The sequence below is a fragment of the Kaistia terrae genome, assembly GCF_026344005.1.
GTDB classification, from domain to species: Bacteria; Pseudomonadota; Alphaproteobacteria; order Rhizobiales; family Kaistiaceae; genus Kaistia; species Kaistia terrae.
The window spans coordinates 950375-968505 of sequence record NZ_JAPKNH010000002.1; the positions used below are offsets into that span (position 1 = coordinate 950375).

At 63.5% G+C, this 18131-nt stretch carries 14 protein-coding genes; 9 read left to right on the forward strand and 5 right to left on the reverse strand.

The features are described 5' to 3' along the window. Nucleotides 1-343: 343 nt before the first annotated feature. Nucleotides 344-1993 carry a hypothetical protein gene (locus OSH12_RS09615; RefSeq protein WP_266343294.1) on the forward strand — a complete coding sequence of 550 codons (1650 nt, stop codon included), beginning with the start codon at nt 344-346 and terminating at the stop codon, nt 1991-1993. Here OSH12_RS09615 and OSH12_RS09620 read toward each other — a convergent pair. From OSH12_RS09620 to OSH12_RS09630, 3 genes are all read right to left on the reverse strand, one after another. After that, the gene (locus OSH12_RS09620) at nt 1953-3074 is read right to left on the reverse strand and encodes a glycosyltransferase family 4 protein (protein ID WP_266343295.1); all 1122 of its coding nucleotides are present in this window, start codon (nt 3072-3074) and stop codon (nt 1953-1955) included. The genes OSH12_RS09615 and OSH12_RS09620 overlap by 41 nt on opposite strands. A 100-nt stretch (nt 3075-3174) precedes the next feature. Next, entirely contained in the window at nt 3175-3834 is a 660-nt protein-coding gene (locus tag OSH12_RS09625; RefSeq protein ID WP_266343296.1) for a response regulator transcription factor, read from the reverse strand. Next, nucleotides 3831-4814: a sensor histidine kinase gene (locus OSH12_RS09630; protein ID WP_266343297.1), complete on the reverse strand. Its 984-nt coding sequence runs from the start codon at nt 4812-4814 to the stop codon at nt 3831-3833. Before OSH12_RS09630 ends, OSH12_RS09625 begins: the two co-directional genes overlap by 4 nt. A gap of 892 nt (nt 4815-5706) precedes the next feature. Between OSH12_RS09630 and OSH12_RS09635 the strand changes: the two genes are divergently transcribed. From OSH12_RS09635 to OSH12_RS09645, 3 genes are read left to right on the forward strand one after another with little or no spacing between them, the layout of a single operon-like run. After that, nucleotides 5707-6777: a glycosyltransferase gene (locus tag OSH12_RS09635; protein WP_380223569.1), complete on the forward strand. Its 1071-nt coding sequence runs from the start codon at nt 5707-5709 to the stop codon at nt 6775-6777. A 36-nt stretch (nt 6778-6813) separates the two neighbouring features. Further along, a complete protein-coding gene (locus OSH12_RS09640; protein WP_266343299.1) occupies nt 6814-7734 on the forward strand; it encodes an ATP-binding protein in 921 nt (306 codons plus the stop codon). Then, nucleotides 7731-9245, forward strand: a complete 1515-nt coding sequence (locus OSH12_RS09645) for a pectate lyase family protein (protein WP_266343300.1) — start codon at nt 7731-7733, stop codon at nt 9243-9245. The genes OSH12_RS09640 and OSH12_RS09645 overlap by 4 nt, the downstream gene beginning before the upstream one ends. A 40-nt stretch (nt 9246-9285) precedes the next feature. Here OSH12_RS09645 and OSH12_RS09650 read toward each other — a convergent pair whose 3' ends face one another. Continuing rightward, complete coding sequence (locus tag OSH12_RS09650) at nt 9286-10584, reverse strand: O-antigen ligase family protein (RefSeq protein WP_266343301.1); 1299 nt, start codon at nt 10582-10584, stop codon at nt 9286-9288. 178 nt (nt 10585-10762) lie between these two features. Here OSH12_RS09650 and OSH12_RS09655 point away from each other — a divergent pair, with 178 nt between their 5' ends. Next, nucleotides 10763-13027, forward strand: a complete 2265-nt coding sequence (locus tag OSH12_RS09655) for a GumC family protein (protein ID WP_266343302.1) — start codon at nt 10763-10765, stop codon at nt 13025-13027. Between the two features lie 43 nt (nt 13028-13070). On the opposite strand, the gene OSH12_RS09660 is transcribed toward OSH12_RS09655, so the two are convergent. Beyond that, nucleotides 13071-14261 carry a glycosyltransferase family 4 protein gene (locus OSH12_RS09660; RefSeq protein WP_266343303.1) on the reverse strand — a complete coding sequence of 397 codons (1191 nt, stop codon included), beginning with the start codon at nt 14259-14261 and terminating at the stop codon, nt 13071-13073. Nucleotides 14262-14511: 250 nt separating this feature from the next. On the opposite strand from OSH12_RS09660, the gene OSH12_RS09665 reads away from it, so the two are divergent. From OSH12_RS09665 to OSH12_RS09680, 4 genes are all read left to right on the forward strand, one after another. Next, a complete protein-coding gene (locus tag OSH12_RS09665; protein WP_266343367.1) occupies nt 14512-15771 on the forward strand; it encodes a polysaccharide biosynthesis/export family protein in 1260 nt (419 codons plus the stop codon). 64 nt (nt 15772-15835) lie between these two features. Further along, the gene (locus tag OSH12_RS09670; protein WP_266343304.1) at nt 15836-16525 is read left to right on the forward strand and encodes a sugar transferase; all 690 of its coding nucleotides are present in this window, start codon (nt 15836-15838) and stop codon (nt 16523-16525) included. Then, entirely contained in the window at nt 16522-17442 is a 921-nt protein-coding gene (locus OSH12_RS09675) for a methionyl-tRNA formyltransferase (RefSeq protein ID WP_266343305.1), read from the forward strand. The genes OSH12_RS09670 and OSH12_RS09675 overlap by 4 nt, the downstream gene beginning before the upstream one ends. Further along, nucleotides 17439-18131: a PIG-L deacetylase family protein gene (locus tag OSH12_RS09680; protein WP_266343306.1), complete on the forward strand. Its 693-nt coding sequence runs from the start codon at nt 17439-17441 to the stop codon at nt 18129-18131. Before OSH12_RS09675 ends, OSH12_RS09680 begins: the two co-directional genes overlap by 4 nt.

Here is an 18131-nt window from a genome sequence, read left to right on the forward strand (position 1 = left end):
GGCCTGGATAACAGTGTCGCGAGGACAGCATGTTCAGCATGCAAGCAGTCGAGTTCTTTGGTAATCTGAGCGGAAGTATTCAGACTGCTTTGCCAAATCGTGTTCTTGTTTATCGAATTCAGGTAATATCAATAAGTATTATACTGACTGAAATGCTATCTCATCTTGGGTAAACCCGCAAGGCCGCAGCATGTCAGGATAATCCCTCGTCCATCCGTCGGGATTCATGCTGTATGGTTCGACTGCATCAATCTGGATACTCGCGAATTCAGGATTCCGGTTCAGCGGCCGTCGTTCGGTCGCTGCCCTGATTGGGACGACGCCTTCCGCTCGGAGCTTCGAGATGGCCTATCTTGAGAAAGTCTCCCCGCTGCAAAGGGTGCAGCATCCAGCAAGATCGGGATCGCTGCTGCTCAGCGCCGGCGTCGCGATCCTGTCGGCGCTGATCTTCGTTGCCCTGGCGCTGCGCATCCTGAACTACGAGATGCGCAAGGATGAACAGCTCTACGTCCCGCCGATCCGCCTGCTCGATACGCAGGAGATCTACAGGGACTTCTTCTATAACCATACGCCTGGCTCGGCCTGGCTGTTCTATGGCCTCGGCAGGCTGACCGGGTCGGATCATCTTCTTTTGACCGGGCGCCTCGGCGTCCTGCTTGGATGGGTGGTCCTGATCGCGGTGATCGGCGGCATCAGTTATGCGCTGACGCAGTCGCGCCTGATCAGCTGGTGCATCGTCATTCTCAGTGTGACCAATGAACTGTTCCTGACGCAACCCGGCATGACGGCGACGAACAACCTGCTGCCGCTGCCGCTCTCTTTTCTCGGGCTGGGGCTCTTCATCCTGGGTGTGCGGGACGAGCGTGACCGTCCCATGCTGTATGCCGGGGCGGGGTTCTTCCTGTCGCTGGCCGTCTGTTTCAAGATCAGCGCCGTCGCCTTCATTCCGCCGGTGGTGATCGCTTCCTTCCTGCTGCCGCGGGCGCTCGGTGTGCAGGAGAGGGGTTTGCGCGTTGTGGCGCCTCTTGCCTTGGGCGGGGCGATCGGCGGGTTACCGGTTCTTCTCTATCTCGTCACCGACCGGCAGCGCTTTCTGGCCCATGTGCTCGGCTATCATACCGGCCCGCATGTCCAATACATGCGGATGCCCGGCGTCGCGGATGAGGGGGCGGCGATGACGCTGGCTGCCAAGCTTCTGCTCGCCCACGACATCTGGCTCGCGGCCGGGGTCGCCGTGGCGCTGGTGGCCGTGGGGGCACTGCTCATCACGCTGCTTTGGGGGGGAGGCGAAGCTCGCCCCGCGACACGCGGCCTGACGATGGGGCCGGCATGGGTCGTGGTCGGCGCACTGATCTTCAGCGCCGCCTTGAGTTTCATCCCGACGCCGGGTTTCCCGCAATATTTCGCGCAGCCGCTGATCTGCATTCCGCTGGCGCTTGCCGTCCTTTTCGCAGGGCTCGGTTCCAACGAGCGCCGGCATGTCGCGCCGGCGCTTCTCGCGGCGACCGTGATTGCCCTGGTGATCGCGGCGCCGCGCTTCGGCCAGTATCTCGGCACGGCGCTTCATCCGGAACGCTGGACGGTGATGCGTGTCCATGACGGCGGGGTTGCGCTCGCGGAGCGGATGACCGAGGCCGGCGCGGATGGCAGGGTGGCGACTCTGGCGCCGATCTATCCGCTTGAGGGCGGGCTGGAGGTCTATCCCGAACTCGCGACGGGGCCCTTTGCCTACCGGACCGGTGACATCACGCCGCCCGCGCTCGCTGGCCAATATCGCATGACGTCGCCGACGCGGATCGGCGCCCTGCTTGACAGCGATCCACCGGCGGCGCTGCTGCTTGGCTTCGACGACACGCTCGAAGCGCCGATGGTCGCCTATGCCGAAGCAAACGGCTATGAGCGGGTTACGGATCTCGGCATCAGGGATCGCTACGGCAACGCGGTCCTCTATCTCAGGCGACCGGGGCAAGCCGTTTCGTCGCCGGCACCGTGATCGCGTCGGCGATCAGGCCGTCCCATCTCGCGAGCAACGAGGGCATCGAGTAGCGAGCGGCTGCGACGCGGGCGCCTGAAGCGCCCAGACTGTGTCGCAGCTCCGGGTCCCCTGCGAGGCGCAGCATGGCGTCACCAAGCTGGTCGACATCGCCAGCCGGGACCAGAACGCCCATATCGGGGCTGCTCAGTATCTCGGACGGTCCCCAGGGACAATCGAAGGCAATGCTGGGGAGGCTTGCCATCATGGCCTCGAGCAGGACGTTCGGAAATCCTTCGAACCGCGAGCTCAGCACGAACATGTCGCCGGCGAGCAACCAGTCGCCGGGTCGCTTGGTAAGGCCTGGCATGTGAACCCTGTCGCCGATGCCGAGATCCTGCGCCTGTCGTTCGAGGGGCGCGCGCTGCGGGCCTTCGCCAAAGATGGTCAGGCGGCCGGCGGGCACCTGACGGGCGAAACGCGCGAAAGCCTCGAGAAGCAGATCGAACCCCTTCTGCTCCTCCAGTCGGCCGACCGCCACGACCCTTGTTCCATCGCCGGGGAGGGGAGCGAAGCCGTCCGGCAAGGCAACGGGGTTCGGGATGATCGTGGCCTTCGATCGCAATCCCGGCGGCAGGGCGTCGCAGGCATCGGCTGTCTGCATCACGAGCCTGGAGGCGCGGCGCGCGGCGAGGGGGCTGGCGAGCCGCCAGACCGAGCTCATCGACTGGGATTTGAAATTGTTCCGTTCCGACATGATGACCGGAGTGTCGAAGCCGATCGTCGCGAGACCCGCTATCACGTTGATCTTGGTCAGGAAGGATATGACCAGGTCGGGGGAAATCTCGGCGAGGCGGCGGCGGAGCGCGATAATCTGCCGGCTGGCACCCGCGATGCGTCTTCCCTGACTCCCAAGTCCACGACCACCCAGCGTCGAGACCTTGATGTCGGGATCGTATGGGAAATAGGATTCCGGGCCGTCGGCATTCACGGCGAGGATATGGATCGCGTCCCCGCTTTGCCTGCGGTGATGGGCAAGCAGGTTGACAATCTTTTCCGCACCGCCCGCGCCGAGCCCGGAGAGGACGAACGCAATTCTCACCTCGGCCTCCGCTGTCTCGCCGCCGCTTACAAGGATTATCGCCGCTTCAGAAGCCAGCACTGCCAGTTGAACGACTTCCGCGGCACGCGTCGCATCAATCTCAGGTGACGTTCAGCCAGCCATGCGTCACGGCGAAGTGAACGATCTGCGCCCGCGAATGCAGCTTCAGCTTTTCGGTGGCTCTCGCCTTGTAGGTCTCGATCGACTTGATGCTGATATTGGCGCGCGCCGCGATTTCCTTGTTGGAATAGCCGAGCGCCACCATCCGCAAGACATCCTGCTCGCGCGCTGTAAGCCCCAGGGCACCGACCGATCTGGCGATCGCCGCGTTCTGTTCGGCCGGCGCCACCGTCATTTCACTCGCCGTCGGCGGGTCGAAGAACAGGCCGCCCAGCATGACCGAGCGGATCGCGAGCAGCATATTCTGACCGGCCGAGCATTTCTGGACGAAGCCTTTTGCCCCAACCTGCAACGCCTGCTGGACGTAGCTGCGATCATGATAGAGCGTCATGATCACGACGTGCGCAGAATAGCCTCGCTTGATGATCTGCTCGGTCAGGACCAGGCCGTTTATGTCCGGCAGCGAGACGTCCAGCACGGAGACATCCGGTATGGTCCGGCTGATGACCTCCAGCGCATCGGCGCCGTTACTGGCTTCGCCGACGCAGATGATGTCATCCGAGGCTTCGATCAGCGCACGAGCGCCGGCCAGCACGACGGGGTGGTCGTCGACAATCACTGTCCGTATTGGCGATGTCATTGCGGATCGCCTCCGGAGCGCCGCAGGCCGCGGCGGGCCAAGAGCGGGATCGTGGCGACCAGCCGGGTTCCCTTTGATCCGCGCCGGGCACGGATCGCAAATGTGCCGCCGAGTTCCGTCACACGCTGAATCATCCCGGCGATGCCGCAACGTTTGCGCGCGTTGGCCGCCTCCGTCGTCGATGCCGGCCCCGGTCCGTAGCCGTCGTCCTCGATCAGCAGCATGAGATAGTCCGGCATGAGCCGCAGCCGGATCGTCACCATCGATGCGGTGGTGGCGTGCTTGGCAATGTTGGTCAGCGCTTCCTGGACGATCCGAAACACGGCCTCGGTCGTTCGGTCGTCGAGATCGGGGCGGTTCATTCCATGATGCCGAAACCGGGTTGTGATCCCGACCTGGTTTTCCCAACGCCCGATCAGGTCGGAGAGCGACGCCACGAGGCGATAGCCAGGAGGGACGCCGGGGCGTTCGCCGGTTGCGAGTTGCTGCAGCTCTTCGCTGAAATGGGTCAGCGTCTCGCGCAGATCGGCAAACTGTGACAGGAGCCGCAGATCGGTGACGTTCCGCTCCAGCGCCGCCAGCCGGAATAGCATCGAGACAATGTATTGGCCGGAAACGTCATGAATATCTCGCGAAAACCTCTGGCGCTCTCGTTCGACGATTTCCCAATTGGTTAGGCGCGAGCGCTCTATCGCGGGCAAAGCGCTCGGTATCTGGCCGTAAATACTTGCCCACTTTGAACTTATCGAAGAGCCGCCAGAATTTATTTTATTCTGATTTATCGATGCTGCGTGGGGCGAGTTCGCAATATCGAGCGAGCTACGCAATGCAATGCTGTCTAGGCAAGCGCTATTCTCTCGCGCGGCGCCACCGACTACACCAATGAGTTCTATGTCTAAATTTTGATCAGTAAAAGATGAAATAGAAGGCAATATTCCTGAATCATCTCCGGCTGCAATATCTGGTAGCAATGTCATCATATGATCCCCTTAAATGTATACTTCACGCTGAAGAGGGGAGGAACGTAAGGTGAAAACCCTCATTCCGTGGACGCCGGGAAAACCCCATCTGCCCCATATGCTACCGCCGAAATCGAAGACGGTGCTTCGCATGCTGTTTGAGATAGCATGAATAATTTACAGGTCAAAGTGGTGTCGTTTCAACCAAACGTGAGAACTTAACCGCTAGTTCGTATGGATGTCTTATCGATGCGTCTTATCTATCATCATGCTTAGATTGTATGTCTCAAGCAATTCCTTGCCAAGGATCGTGCTTTTGACATCGACACTTGTCGATCTGAGTCACGGTTTGTGAATACAATTGTATCTACGTGCGACTTTTATTGCTGATCTGCGGTTGTATTGTATCGGCTGATTGCATTATTGGTTGTGTCGATACGGCTTGGCTCGCGCCTGCCCGGGTTGCAGGCTGCGGGCGGCCCGCAAAAGCGGGCTTGCCCGACTTGACGGGAATCTCCCGGCTAGGCCGTCAAACGGGTAAAATCGACCTGAACGGAGCGATGCGTTTGGAGTGGAACGACGGAAAGTTGCTTCGTCAGGAGATACGGCGGCGCGTGTCAGGCTTTTAATCCTCCCAGACTACGCACCAGGCGGACTATGCTACTACCCACGCTCAGGTTTAATTTCTAACTATACTTGAGTTGTAGAAGTAGTCCCTGGCAGATCGCCATCGTCCAGATGGATCCGTGTGACCCCGCTCCGTTTCCTGTGCCTGAAAAAAAGTCCGGAGTCTATATATTTCAATATTAGAATGACTTTTTCATCAAATCGTGATCGGCGTCAATTTATTGCCGCTGATGCTTGTTTCAGGCGTCAGTGCAAATGAATGGTGGGAGCGATCTGTAGTATGATAATGCATGTCATTACAAACTACACGGCGAACGCCGGCGCCGAGGCTATGCTGTCCAGGCTGCTCCGCGTGTCGACCGAGCCGGCTGTTGTGGCTTCGCTTATCGACATCTCGGACAGTCATCGGGATCTCGCTGGCGGTTCGATCCGCTATGTGCCGCTGCGGGTCAACTCGATCACCGGTGCGCTGCCGGCGATCACCCGGCTTTCGCGACTGATCGCCCGCGAGCGGCCACGGGTCATCCTGTGCTGGATGTATCACGCCATGATCGCGGGCGTGCTGGCAGCCAGGCTCTCCGGCCACCGCGTGCCGGTGTTCTGGAACGTGCGCCAGTCGCTCGATGATCCTTCGGCGCTGTCATGGAACACGCGACAGGCGGTTCGTCTCGCCCGACTGCTCTCCCGGATGCCGGATGGGATCATCTTCAATTCCTCGCGCGCCTTGGAGCACCATCGCAGCTTCGGCTTCAGCAACCAGAACATGGAGGTGATCCCGAACGGGTTCGAGCCCGTTGCGATTCAGCCGGCCTGCCGGGTGCCCCAGGTATTCGGTATCGCGGCGCGACTGCATCGACAGAAGGATCACGCAACGTTCTTCCGAGCCGCCGCGCTGGTTCAGCGGCGGCATCCGGCGACCCGTTTCCTGGCGGTGGGCGCCGGCCTTTGCGACGATAACGCCACGGTGCGGAGCATGATCGCCGAGTCCGGTTTGCCGGATTCGGCCATCAAGCTTCGCGGCGAAGTCACGGATATGGATGCCTTTTATCGCAGTATTGACGTGCTGGTCCTGTCCTCCCGCACGGAAGGCTTTCCCAATGTGGTGGCCGAGGCGATGAGCTATGGCAGGCCGGTGATCACGACCGATGTCGGGGAGGCCGCCGCGGTGGTCGGCGACACCGGACTGGTCGTCCCGCCCGGCGACGCGAACGCCCTGGCGGAGGGCATGTGCAGGATGCTCGACATCGACCTCCACGCCTATGTCGGCCTTTCAAACGCCGCCCGGCGCCGGGTAGACGAGAACTACTCCCTGCCGCAGGTCGCGCGTCACTATGACTTGTTCATTGGACAGGGTTGAGAGGTGCCGGATGATTGTGCCCGGAGCTCGCCGATCATGACGTTGACAGCGAAACGCTTCTTTTCGCCTCCTGGATCGCGGCTCGATCGCGGATTCCAGGCGGGTCGCGCCAAGGAGGCAGATCGCTCCATGGAGGCTGACCTCGCCCTGGAGTGTGAGTATTTTTCGAACCTGAAGATGCGGAACGGCACCTTCAAGCTTACCCGGCCGTCTCGGTTCGCGATGCTTGAGGCTGTGTTCGGCCCGATCCTTCGGGAGCGCGTGAAAGGTCCCTGCACCGTGCTCGATATCGGCGCGTCGACCGGCCTGACGACGGTCGAGCTCGCCGATTTCCTGCGCGCGCAAGGGGCTGCTCCGCATGTCATCGGAACGGATCTGTTCATCGAGGCGCATCTGGTCGATCTCGCGCCGGGTATCCACGTACTCTCGGATCCGGATGGCTGGCCGCTACAATATGGCGTCGCCGGGGTCGGTATCCGCGCCTGGGTGCGGCGGCTCGACTATGTCACGCTCGCTGTCCTGCCCCGATTGCTGGCCCGCTCGCTCCTGCGCCCGCGCCTGCGCCGACAGATCGCGGCGGGAGCGTCGCAATCGGTGAGAATGGAGAGCCGGGCCTTGAGCGGTCGGCCGATCCGGCTCGTCGAGAACGACATCTTCGTGCCGGAGCCGGCCTTCGAGGCGCGGTTCGATTTCATCCGGGCGGCCAACATCCTCAATCTCGGCTACTTCAAGCCCGACAGGCTGCGCGTGGCGATCGCCAACATCCGTGCCTATTGCCGAGGGCCGGGCGCGCTGCTGCTGGTCGTGAAAACCGGGGGCGCGCAGCATGACGGCACCCTGTTCGAGCTGGGGGAAGCGGGGAGCTTCAGGGTGCTGGCGCGGGTCGGCAAGGGCTCTGAAATCGAGGCCCTGGTCGTCGGCGATGCGGGCGCGGCGGAACGGCGGGGGGCGTCATGAACCGGACCCGATCGCTCCGTGATGCCAAGCGTCTGGGAATTGCCGCCGGGTTGGCTCTGGTCGCGATCATGCTGTTTTCGACCAAGGGACAACTGGCCGTGATGATCCCGCGCTGGGTCGCCCAACTGGATTCGCCGCCGAGCACCGATGTCGGCTCCAATATTCCGATCCCGCCAAAACTGCCGAACGGACGCCAGCGCGCCTTTCCAACGGCCGAGGGGTTTGGCGCCGGCGCCATCGGCGGGCGGGGCGGCCGGGCAATCTTCGTAACCACCACGGCGGATCGCGGCGTCGGATCGCTCCGGGCCTGCATCGGCGCGGAAGGGCCGCGAACGTGCATCTTCCGCACCAGTGGCACCATCACGCTCGACTATGGTTCGCTCGTGGTGCTCAACCCGTTCCTGACCATTGCCGGCGAGACGGCGCCGGGCGAGGGGATCGCGATCCGCAATGGACCGAAGCAGATCCGCCCGTCCCTCGAAATCGACACCCATGACGTGATCATCCGGCACCTTCGGCTCCGACCGGGGCCGCATGCCGTCAAGGCCTGCTGTTCGGGCGCGCTCGGCTTCTATGGCAAGGACGCGACCGACATCATCGTCGATCATGTTTCAGCGAGCTGGGGCTCGGACGAGACCGTCGATTCCGAAGGCGCCAGCAATATCACCTTCCAGTGGGGGATCATCTCCGAGCCGCTGCTCGATGGCGGCCCGGGAAAACGCAACCGCGCGCGCAACATGCTGATGACGAAGGGCGGCAACATATCCGTCCATCACAACCTCTTCGCCTTGGGCAAATTCCGCAATCCGCAGTTCCAGCTGAGCGATCGCGGCGGTACGGCCGACGTGGTCAACAACGTGCTGTATTCGCCGATCTGGGACTATGTGATCAGCTTCAGCGACCGCTGGACCAAGGTGCGGGCCAATGTGGTCGGCAACTACAAGATCCAGGGAAAACGGGCGATGGACGACCATCTCGTTTATCTCTTCCCGGAGGGCGGGCACGGCTTCTCGATCTACGTCGCCGACAATCTCGACGAGACCTACCGGCCCGATGATGCGACGGCTGAGGATCAGGTCATCGCGGAGCCGTGGCGGGACTTTCTGGTGCCGACCCCCTTCGACGTTCAGGCTGTCCGGGCCAGCCCGCCACGCCAGGCCTATGACGACGTCCTTGCGGAAGCGGGCGCGACGCGGCCGGCGCGGGATGCCGTCGATCTGAGGATCGTCGAAGCGGTCCGGACGCGGTCGGGACGGCTGCTCAAGGCTAGCCCCGAAAAAGTCGGCGGCTGGCCGACACTCGCCGCCGCGACGCCGCCGCCCGACAAGGATGAGGATGGCATGGCCGACGCCTGGGAAACGGCGAGGGGCCTCAATTCTGCCGATCCGGGCGACGGTCAGCTGGACCGGGACGGCGATGGGTGGACCAATCTTGAGGAATATCTCCATGAGCTGGCGGGCGATGGCGCCGGCATGCGTTCCGTGAGGTCAGGTGATGGCCCGACACATTGATCCGAGGCTGTCGGGGGGCAAACGCGATCCGGGCTTCCGGTCAGCTCCGTCGCGCGGTCGATTTGCGCTGCCATGTCGGCCCTTCGTTCAGGAAGGTGATGGCGGGAGCGAGGGACAGGAGAATTGGAACCGCCCAGAAGCGGCCATAGACATGCGGCACGGCGTTGATGAGGATCGCGAAGAGACTGAGCGTCGCGAAGCCGCAGACAAAGACAGGTCGGCCGCCGCGATAGCGCAACGGGATCGCCAGCGCGATGACGCCGCCGGTCAGCATGATCAGGAAGCCGGCCAAGGCGATCAGGCCACCCTCGTTCCATATCAGCAGATAGAGATTGTGGACCGGGGCGTGCCATTCGCTGATTTCGCGATACTGGTCGGCGCCATGGCCGACCAGCAGCGCCTCGCCCCCGAGGCGTACTGCCTCCTGGTTCAGCTGCATGCGGCCGACAAAGGTGCCGGCTTCGTTCAGATTGCCCGTCTCGAGCCCCGTCAGCACGCGCTTCTGGAACACGGCCGGCAGGTGGTCGCTAATGACCGGCAGGTTTGGCGCGGACCACAGGAGCAAGATGGCCGTGACGCCGACGACGGCACGCAGCGGAGTGAGCGTGGCGAGGAAGAAGACGCCGAGGCCATAGAGCATGGCGTAGAGGGCGGTGTTCGAGCCGGTCAGCATGATGCCATAGGCGACGAGCGGCAGGATCGCGAGCGCGATCAGCGGATGCATCGTGCGCATGGCGGCCATCGACAGGATCATCGGTACCGTCAGGGCGATCAGGCTGCCGCATTCATTGGCCCGCTCGACGAAGCCCAACAGGCGGCCATTGCCGCTGACGAAGGTGCTGTTCGTGACGCCCACGAAATCGACGACGTAGATGCCGTGCAGGATCATCACGACGATCGAGGCGACAAAGACCTTCATCAGGATCGTCGTCTGCGGCCAGGGGCGCGCCAGCAGGATGATGGGCAGCAGGAAATAGGCGAACAGATACTGCATCGACAGGATGAGGCCGCGATCGACGGCCCCTGCCAGCAGGCTGCTGGCCAGAAGGGCGCCGATCATCAGCGCGAGGCCGAACAGCCAATAGGCCGTTCCCGGCCCCAGCGGCTTCAGATGGATCGAGCGGTTCAGGACCATGAAGCCGAGGCAGAGGCAGGCGAAGGCGTCGCTCGCGGTGAAGTAGAAGCTCGGCAGCCGCAGGACGTTCATCGGCGCGAAGAATACGACCGCGCAAGCCAGCACGAATTCGAACCGACTGGCCGCGAGGCCGGATGGCCGCGCCGCACGTGCGGTTATGGCGGCGAACGAAGGGGCGGCCGGAAAGGAAGGAGACGGATCCATGCGAACTCCCGATCGGGACGTTTGGGCGCGCCGGAGGATCCTCGGATCCTAGCTGAAACATTCGAGGCCCGGACAGTAAACATAAGTTTACCGGACTCGAGATTCCAGAGTGCTAGTTCTATGCGTTCTATATTTAAAGGGTATTATCACGAAATAATTTAAATGCAGGTAAATGGTGATGGATTCTGCAATCAAGTTCGACCGTAATTCGACGGTTGGAACTGTTCCTGAGGGGCTGTCTCCGGCGCGTCCTCTGCACGTCATCGGTTTGCGCGAGACGTTAGGACTTCTACGTCGCCACAAATACTTCATCATAGCATTCGTACTTCTCTGCTTGATGCTGCTCGTCGTGGCTCTGGCGTCGATGCGCAACAGCTATACGGCGACGTCGGCGCTGGTGCTGGAACGCAACGACACGCCGATGCTCGAGGCGGTGAGCGAGTTGCAGGGAGAGGTCCGCGATCGCTCGGCGATGGAGACCGAGATGGACATCATCACCTCGCGCGTTTTCGCCGGGCGGGTGGTGGACGCAATGAATCTGGTCGAGCACCCGTGGTTCAACACCTATCTGGCGGCCGCCGACGATGCGGCGAAGCCGGCTGGCGTGATCAGCAGTCTGTTCGACGCGGTGGCCGCGATGTTCGGCGTCGATACCTCGCCCCCACCGGCCAAGATGCCGCCGCTCTCCGTCCAGCGCGACCGGGCCATCACGGTGCTGCTTTCCAGGATGTCGGTGACCCGCAGCGGCGAAAGCCTTGCCGTGTCTGTCCATGTCAGCAGCGCCGATCCGGAACTGTCGGCGGCGATCGCCAATACGGTGGCTAATGCCTATGTCGACTGGTCGCGCAGCCTGAAGAAGGAGGCGATGACCGATGCGGTCAGCTTCCTGCGCGATCGTGCCGCCCAGGTTGCCGCGCGCATCGCCCAGAACGAACGCGAGATCACCGAGTTCAGCCGGGTCAACGAACTCGCCTCCGACGCGCGCGACGACATACTACGCCAGCGTATTGATGGCATGAACACCCAGCTTACGGCGGCGCGGGTCGAGCTGGCAGGCGTTCGCGCGCGCCGCGATCAGGGGCGCATCGTGCTGGTGGGCAACGCGGACCTCGATGGAACGACGCTGACCTCGCCGCTGCTGGTTTCCCTGCGGGACAACAAGGCCACGCTCATGCGTGAGCGCGCACAATATGCGTCGAACCTCGGCGTCAACCATCCGCAGGTGCTCAAGGCCGATGCCGAACTCGGCAGTGTCGACGCCATGATCACGCGCGAGATCCGTCACATCGTCGATGAGATGTCGGGGGAGGAGGCGATCACCTCCGATCGCGTGCAACAGCTCGAGGCGCAGATTTCCGAATTGCGGGGTACGTTGCGGCAACGCAGCCTGGCGGAGATCCGGCTGCGCGAATTGGAGCGCGACCTGCTGGCCGACCAGAAGCTGCACGATATCGTGGTCGGGCGTCTGGGCAGCCTGGATCCCTATGCCGAGGTGGCCAAGCCGAGCGCCCGGGTGGTGTCGGTCGCCGCCGTGCCGACGGAGCCTTCCTTCCCGCAGAGAAGCCGGATCTTCGCCGGCGGCGTCGTCGGGGCGACCGTCCTGTCCATCCTGCTCGCCATCATGATCGAGGCGATCGACATGCGGATCCGGTCGGGCCAGCGCATCTTCCAGATTGCCGGAATTCCCAATCTGGCAAGCATCCCGAAGGTGGCCCGCCATTGGTTCCGGCAGCGCACGCCGTTCCTGGCGCATCTTTTGGAGGGGCCGCGCTCCCTCTATACTGAGGCCCTGCGCGCGCTCTATCTCGCCTGCCGCATCCGGCTCCCGGTCGCCAAGCCCACTATTCTTTTCGCGTCGCCGCTCCCCAAGGACGGGTCGGCCGATGTCGCATTGGGCTTTGCCTATTCAGCGGCGCATGACGGCCTCAGAACCGTCCTCATCGACTTCGATCCGCCGGGCGCCGAGGTTTCGGGCATCCCGGCCGGCGCTTCCGGCCATGATCTGGGCGATGTGCTCGCCGGTTCTTGCAAGCTCGCCGGGGCGGTGCGGCCGATCGCCGAGGTCCCCGGGCTGGACGTGATCGCTGCCTTCGAAGCGCCCTATGGCGGCCATGCCGATTTGCGGATTCGTTCCGAAGACATGCGCCGGGTGATCGAGGAACTGCGTGTTTCCTACGACATGATCGTCATCCATTGCGCGCCGGTGCTGATCCTCGAGGACGCCAACTGGCTGCTGCCCTTCGTTGATGCTGTCCTGCTCGTTGTTCGCTTCGGCCACACCACGGAACAGGAACTGACGAACGCCGTCTCGCGCCTGCAGATCAACCACGCGCCGCTGATCGGGACGGTCCTGAACGGAGTCGAGGCGCATGCACAGCCCGGGCAGGAATCGCTCGGGGCGATGAACCATCCGCGACAGGCGCGGGACTATCTCGAGGTTTGACGAGCGGCCGTGGCGGCCAGGGGAGGAAAGCGTGCCCGCAGCTTCAGTCCAGTGTCGACGGTACCAGCTCCATCTCCGTGAGGAGAATGCGATTGACCGCCTCGACATCGAAGCGTTGGCGCGCGATCTCCAGCGAGCACCTGCCCATCGTCTTGGCCAGGGTTGGATCGTCGATGAAGCGCTGCATGGCGGCTGCGAGAGCCTCGGGATCGCGGGGCGGGACGAGAAAGCCGTTTTCGCCTTCGACGATGGCGTCGCGACAGCCCGGCATGTCGGCGGTGATCACCGCGCGGCCGGTTGCCAGGGCTTCCAGAATGCTGCGTGGAAGACCCTCGCGATAGTAGGATGGCAGGACGAAGACGGTGCTGGCGGCGAGATAGGGGCGCACGTCTGCCGTCTCGCCGAGATACTCGATGGCACCGTCTGCCACCCATCGATCGATTTCATCGCGCGGGATCGCCAGCGGGCCGGGGTCCAGCGGACCGAGAATCTGGAACCGGGTCTGCGGATGCCGCGGGCGCAGCCGGCGGGCGGCTTCGACGAATTCGCGCGCTCCCTTCTCGCGGAGCAGGCGCGTCACCATCAGGAATACCGGCGGGCCTTCCGGAACCCCGGACGCGGGGTAGCGCTGGAGATCGACGCCCGAGCCGGGAACGGCAAGGATGCGCGCGGGATCGCGGACCATGCGACCGGCGAGGATGTCGTCGGCATCGGCCTGATTGTAGACGAAGACGCGGCCGTTGCCGCGCAGCGCGATCCGGTAGAGCCAGGTTGCAAGCCGGCGGGTGTGGGGCAGGCGAGGGTTGGTTTCATCGCCGCTGAACACATAGCCGAGCCCGGTTACCAGCGCGTGACGTTGCTTGATGCCGGCCAGTCGCGCGGCGATCAGGCCATAAACGATCGGCTTCATGGTGTAGCAGAGGATCAGATCGGGCGAGAGGCGGCGCAATTCGCGATACAGGGCGGCGAGCGTCCGCAGGTCCTCCAGCGGATTGAGGCCCGCCCTTGCCATCGGAATTTGCACGAAACGGACCCCGATCGCGGCGAGCGCCTCGATCGTCGGTGCGTCGTCTTCTGGACCGAAGGCCACGACCTCGTGGCCGTTCTCCACCATCGCCGCCAGAAGGCGGTAGCGGAAATTCACCAGCGAAACGGTGTAGCTGCAGACGACGGCAATGGTCATGCGTTGGACCGTGGCGTTCCGGAAGGCACGCGAACCGGCATGTTGAACCATGGGCGTCTCGCCTCCGCGTCATGCCGGTCAAGCCTCGCTGACCCGCTGCCTGTTGCCCCGGAATGCAGATCTTCTTCTCGCTATTGCGGGGATAATAACATGAATTGAAATTGTATCATCCTATATTAAGTATATCGTAGCTCGATATCGAGAATTTATTTCAGATGTATTGATGTCTGAAGGTGTTGTCATGTTGACGTTGGCTGAAAGAAATCGATTATGGACAATATTGTGGTCCATATGCTTGGCCGTGTTGCTTGGCGCGCCAGCGCTGGCTGCTGCCAATTCGGGTCGGTCGCTTGGGGCGGACCTGCTTCTTGCGCCCGGTGACACGCTCAAATTCGACATTCTGGACGATGACAAGGAGCCGGTTGATCTGCTGATCGCCTCGGATGGGTCGATGCAAGCTCCCTATCTCGGCTCCGTCTCTGTCGCCGGGCTCACCGTCGCCGCCGCGCTGGACCATCTCAATGCGCGCTATATCGAGCGCAAGATCTTCGTCACGCCGAAGATCGGACTGTCGGTTGCCGCCTATCGCCCGGTCTTCGTGATCGGCGATGTGCGCCAGCCGGGGACATTTCCCTTCCAGGCCGATCTGACCGTGGAGAAGGCGATGGGCCTCGCCGGCGGCCAGATCACCGCCGCCAATGTCGAGGATCCGATCCTTGCCCGCTCCCGGCTGCATGGCGAACTCGAAGCGATCGAGACCACCATCATCCGCGAGGGACTGGCCATCGGGCGCCTGACCGCGCTGCTGGCCGATCGCGAGGTGATCCAGGACAACGACATCCCCGTATCGGCGCGCGCCTACATGAAAGGTCCGGTGGCGGAAACGATGCGGGCCGTCGAGCTTCGGATCCTGCAGAGTGATCGTCAGGGCTTCGCGGCGCAGCAGGCCATTCTGGTCGAGGGGATCGCCGAAGCCGTGCGCGGGCAGGATCTGCTGCAGGAACTGTCAGGGAAGGTCACGCAAACGATCGAATTCAGCCGGGCCGATCTGGAGCGCGGGCAGGGTCTGCAGAAGCGCGGCATCAAGACCCTGACCGACGTGTCCAACCTTGAGCGCCAGCTGACCATGGAAGAGGCGCGGCAGTTGCAGGTTCTGAGCGATCTCTCGGACGGTCGGCGCGGGATCGGAACCCTGAAGCGCCAACTCGCCGAACTCGAGCATGCCCGGCATATGCAGGCTCTGATCGATCTGCAGACGCACACCGCCGGGTTGGCCACGGCGATCAGTTCGCGCCGGGCGTCGGAGGAGCAACTGATGCTGCTATCCGCGCTGTCGGCACAGGAGATGGCGGCAAACCGGGAGGTCGTGCTGGACTTCACGGTCCGGCGCAGCACCGCGGAGGGCGATGCCGACCTGCGGGCGACACCGGCGACGCGGCTTCAGCCGGGCGATGTCGTTGTCGTCAGCATTCGCAGCACACATGACAATGCGCCGCTGGCGACCGTCCTGCCGAGCGTCCAGTCCAGGGTCGAGCCCATGGGAGCGCAGCCGTCGCAATAAACCGTCCAGACCGCCCATGCCGCCCGAATTTCGGGCCGCCAATCCAGTGCCGATGGGGTGCCAGATGTTTGCGGGAACAGACAAGGAATTTGGAGTGCAGGCGGCCCGCGTAGCGGCGCCGGCGTTGTTCCAACGCGCCGTCGCGCTGCTGGCTCTGCTGGTCGTCGCGCTGCCGGCGCTGCTGACCGCAAGTCTGGTCTGGGTTGCGCTCGGCCGGCCGCTGCTGTTCCGACAGGAGCGAAGCGGCCTTACCCTGCGTCCGTTTGTTCTGGTCAAGTTTCGCACGATGCACGACCGGCGCGATGCCGATGGGCTGCCCTTGCCGGATCGCCAGCGCGAGACGCCGATCACAAGGTGGATTCGTCGCGCCCGGCTTGACGAGATTCCCCAGCTTCTGGCGATCCTTGCCGGTGACATGAACTTCATCGGACCACGACCGCTCAAGCCCGAGACGATTGCCTCGTTCGGCAGCCTGGGCGAGGTGCGCTGCCGGGTGCGGCCGGGCCTCACTGGCTGGGCGCAGGTGAACGGCAATACCCGTCTCACCAATTCCGAGAAGCTGGCGCTCGACATCTGGTATGTCGAGCATCGCTCGGCTTCGCTCGACGCACGCATCCTGTTCCTGACCGTGGTCACCCTGCTGGGCGGTGAGCGGGTGCGGACGCAGCCACTGGCGCTGGCCGAGGCGTATCTCGCCGCCCGGTCAACAGGTCCCGCTGCCAATCTCCCTCCAAATGGGGAGCGGCGGACATGAAGGTCGCCTTCATCGGCGCGGTCGAAGGCTCGGCGATTGCGCTCCGGTCTCTCCTTGATGCCGGTCTGGCGCCGGGCCTCGTGATCACCCTGCCGCCAATGGCCGCCCGCCGGCACTCCGACTATGACGATCTCGCACCGCTCGCCACGGCGGGCGGCAGCGCGCTCGTGCATACGGTCGATATCAACGCCCCCGAGACGATCGAAGCGCTGCGGGCCTTCGAGACGGATCTCACGCTGGTTATCGGCTGGTCGCAGGTCTGTCGCAGCGAATTCATGTCGGTCGCCCGGATCGGCAATATCGGCTTCCACCCCGCGGCGTTGCCGCATATGCGCGGGCGCGCCGTCATCCCCTGGACCATCCTGCGGGGGGAGAGGGAGACGGCCGCGACGCTGTTCTGGCTCGATGCCGGTGTCGATTCCGGGCCGATCCTCCTTCAGGAAGCGATCCCGGTCGCCGACGAGGAAACCGCGCGCGGCCTTTATGACAAGCAGACGGGGGCGCTGGCGCGGCTATTGCCAAGGGCAGTCGGGCTTGTCGCCAGGGGCGAGGCGGCCCGGATCGAGCAGGACCACGCCCGCGCGACCTATTGCGCCAAGCGGACGCCGGAGGATGGCCGGATCGACTGGTGCGCGCCGGCCGAGACGGTGCTGCGCCTGATCCGGGCGGTCGGCGATCCCTATCCGGGAGCGTTCACGACCGCGGACGGCCAGCGGCTCATCGTCGACGCGGCGACCCTTTTCGCGGATTCGCATCGCTATATCGGCCTGCCCGGTCAGGTCCAGATTCACACATCGGCTGGTTTCGCGGTTCGCTGCGGCGACGGCGAGGCGATCGACGTCACCGCTTGGCGGCGTGACGGCGGCTCCGTCGATCGACCCCGCCTTCATTCCAAGCTCGGAGCAAACCTCGCATGACGGGATCCCTGGAAAGTTTCGGGCGCACGCTGGTGATCGCGCCACATCCCGACGATGAAATCCTCGGGGCGGGCGGAACCATGGCGCGCCTCGCCAGGGCCGGGCTCGAGGTGGTCGTGGCCGTGGTCACCACCGGCCAGCCGCCGGACTTTTCGGCGGCCGATGTCGCGAGGGTCCAGGGGGAGGCGGCGCGCGCCCACGCGCTGCTCGGTGTTCGCCAGACACTCTGGCTGGGCCAGCCCGCGGCACAGCTCTTCGATACGCCGCACTCCCAGTTGAACGCCGCGCTGCGCAAGGTCGTCCAGGAGATCAATCCGACCACGCTGATCATTCCGTTCGTCGGCGACATCCATGCCGACCACCAGTTGACCTTTCTTTCGGCCATGGTGGCGGCGCGTCCGCATCAGGCGGAATTCCCGGCGACGATCCTCGCCTATGAGACGCTGTCGGAGACCAACTGGAACGCGCCCTATGTGACGCCCGGTTTCCTGCCGAATGTCTTCATCGACGTTAACGAAACGCTAACCGCGAAGCTGGAGGCGATGCAGATGTTCGCCTCGCAGCTCCGCCCTTTTCCACATGAGCGCTCGGTCGAGGCGCTGAACGCCCTCGCCATGCTGCGCGGCGCCTCCGTCCATTGCCGCGCCGCCGAAGCCTTTGTTCTCGTGAGACATGTGATCCGCGCCTGA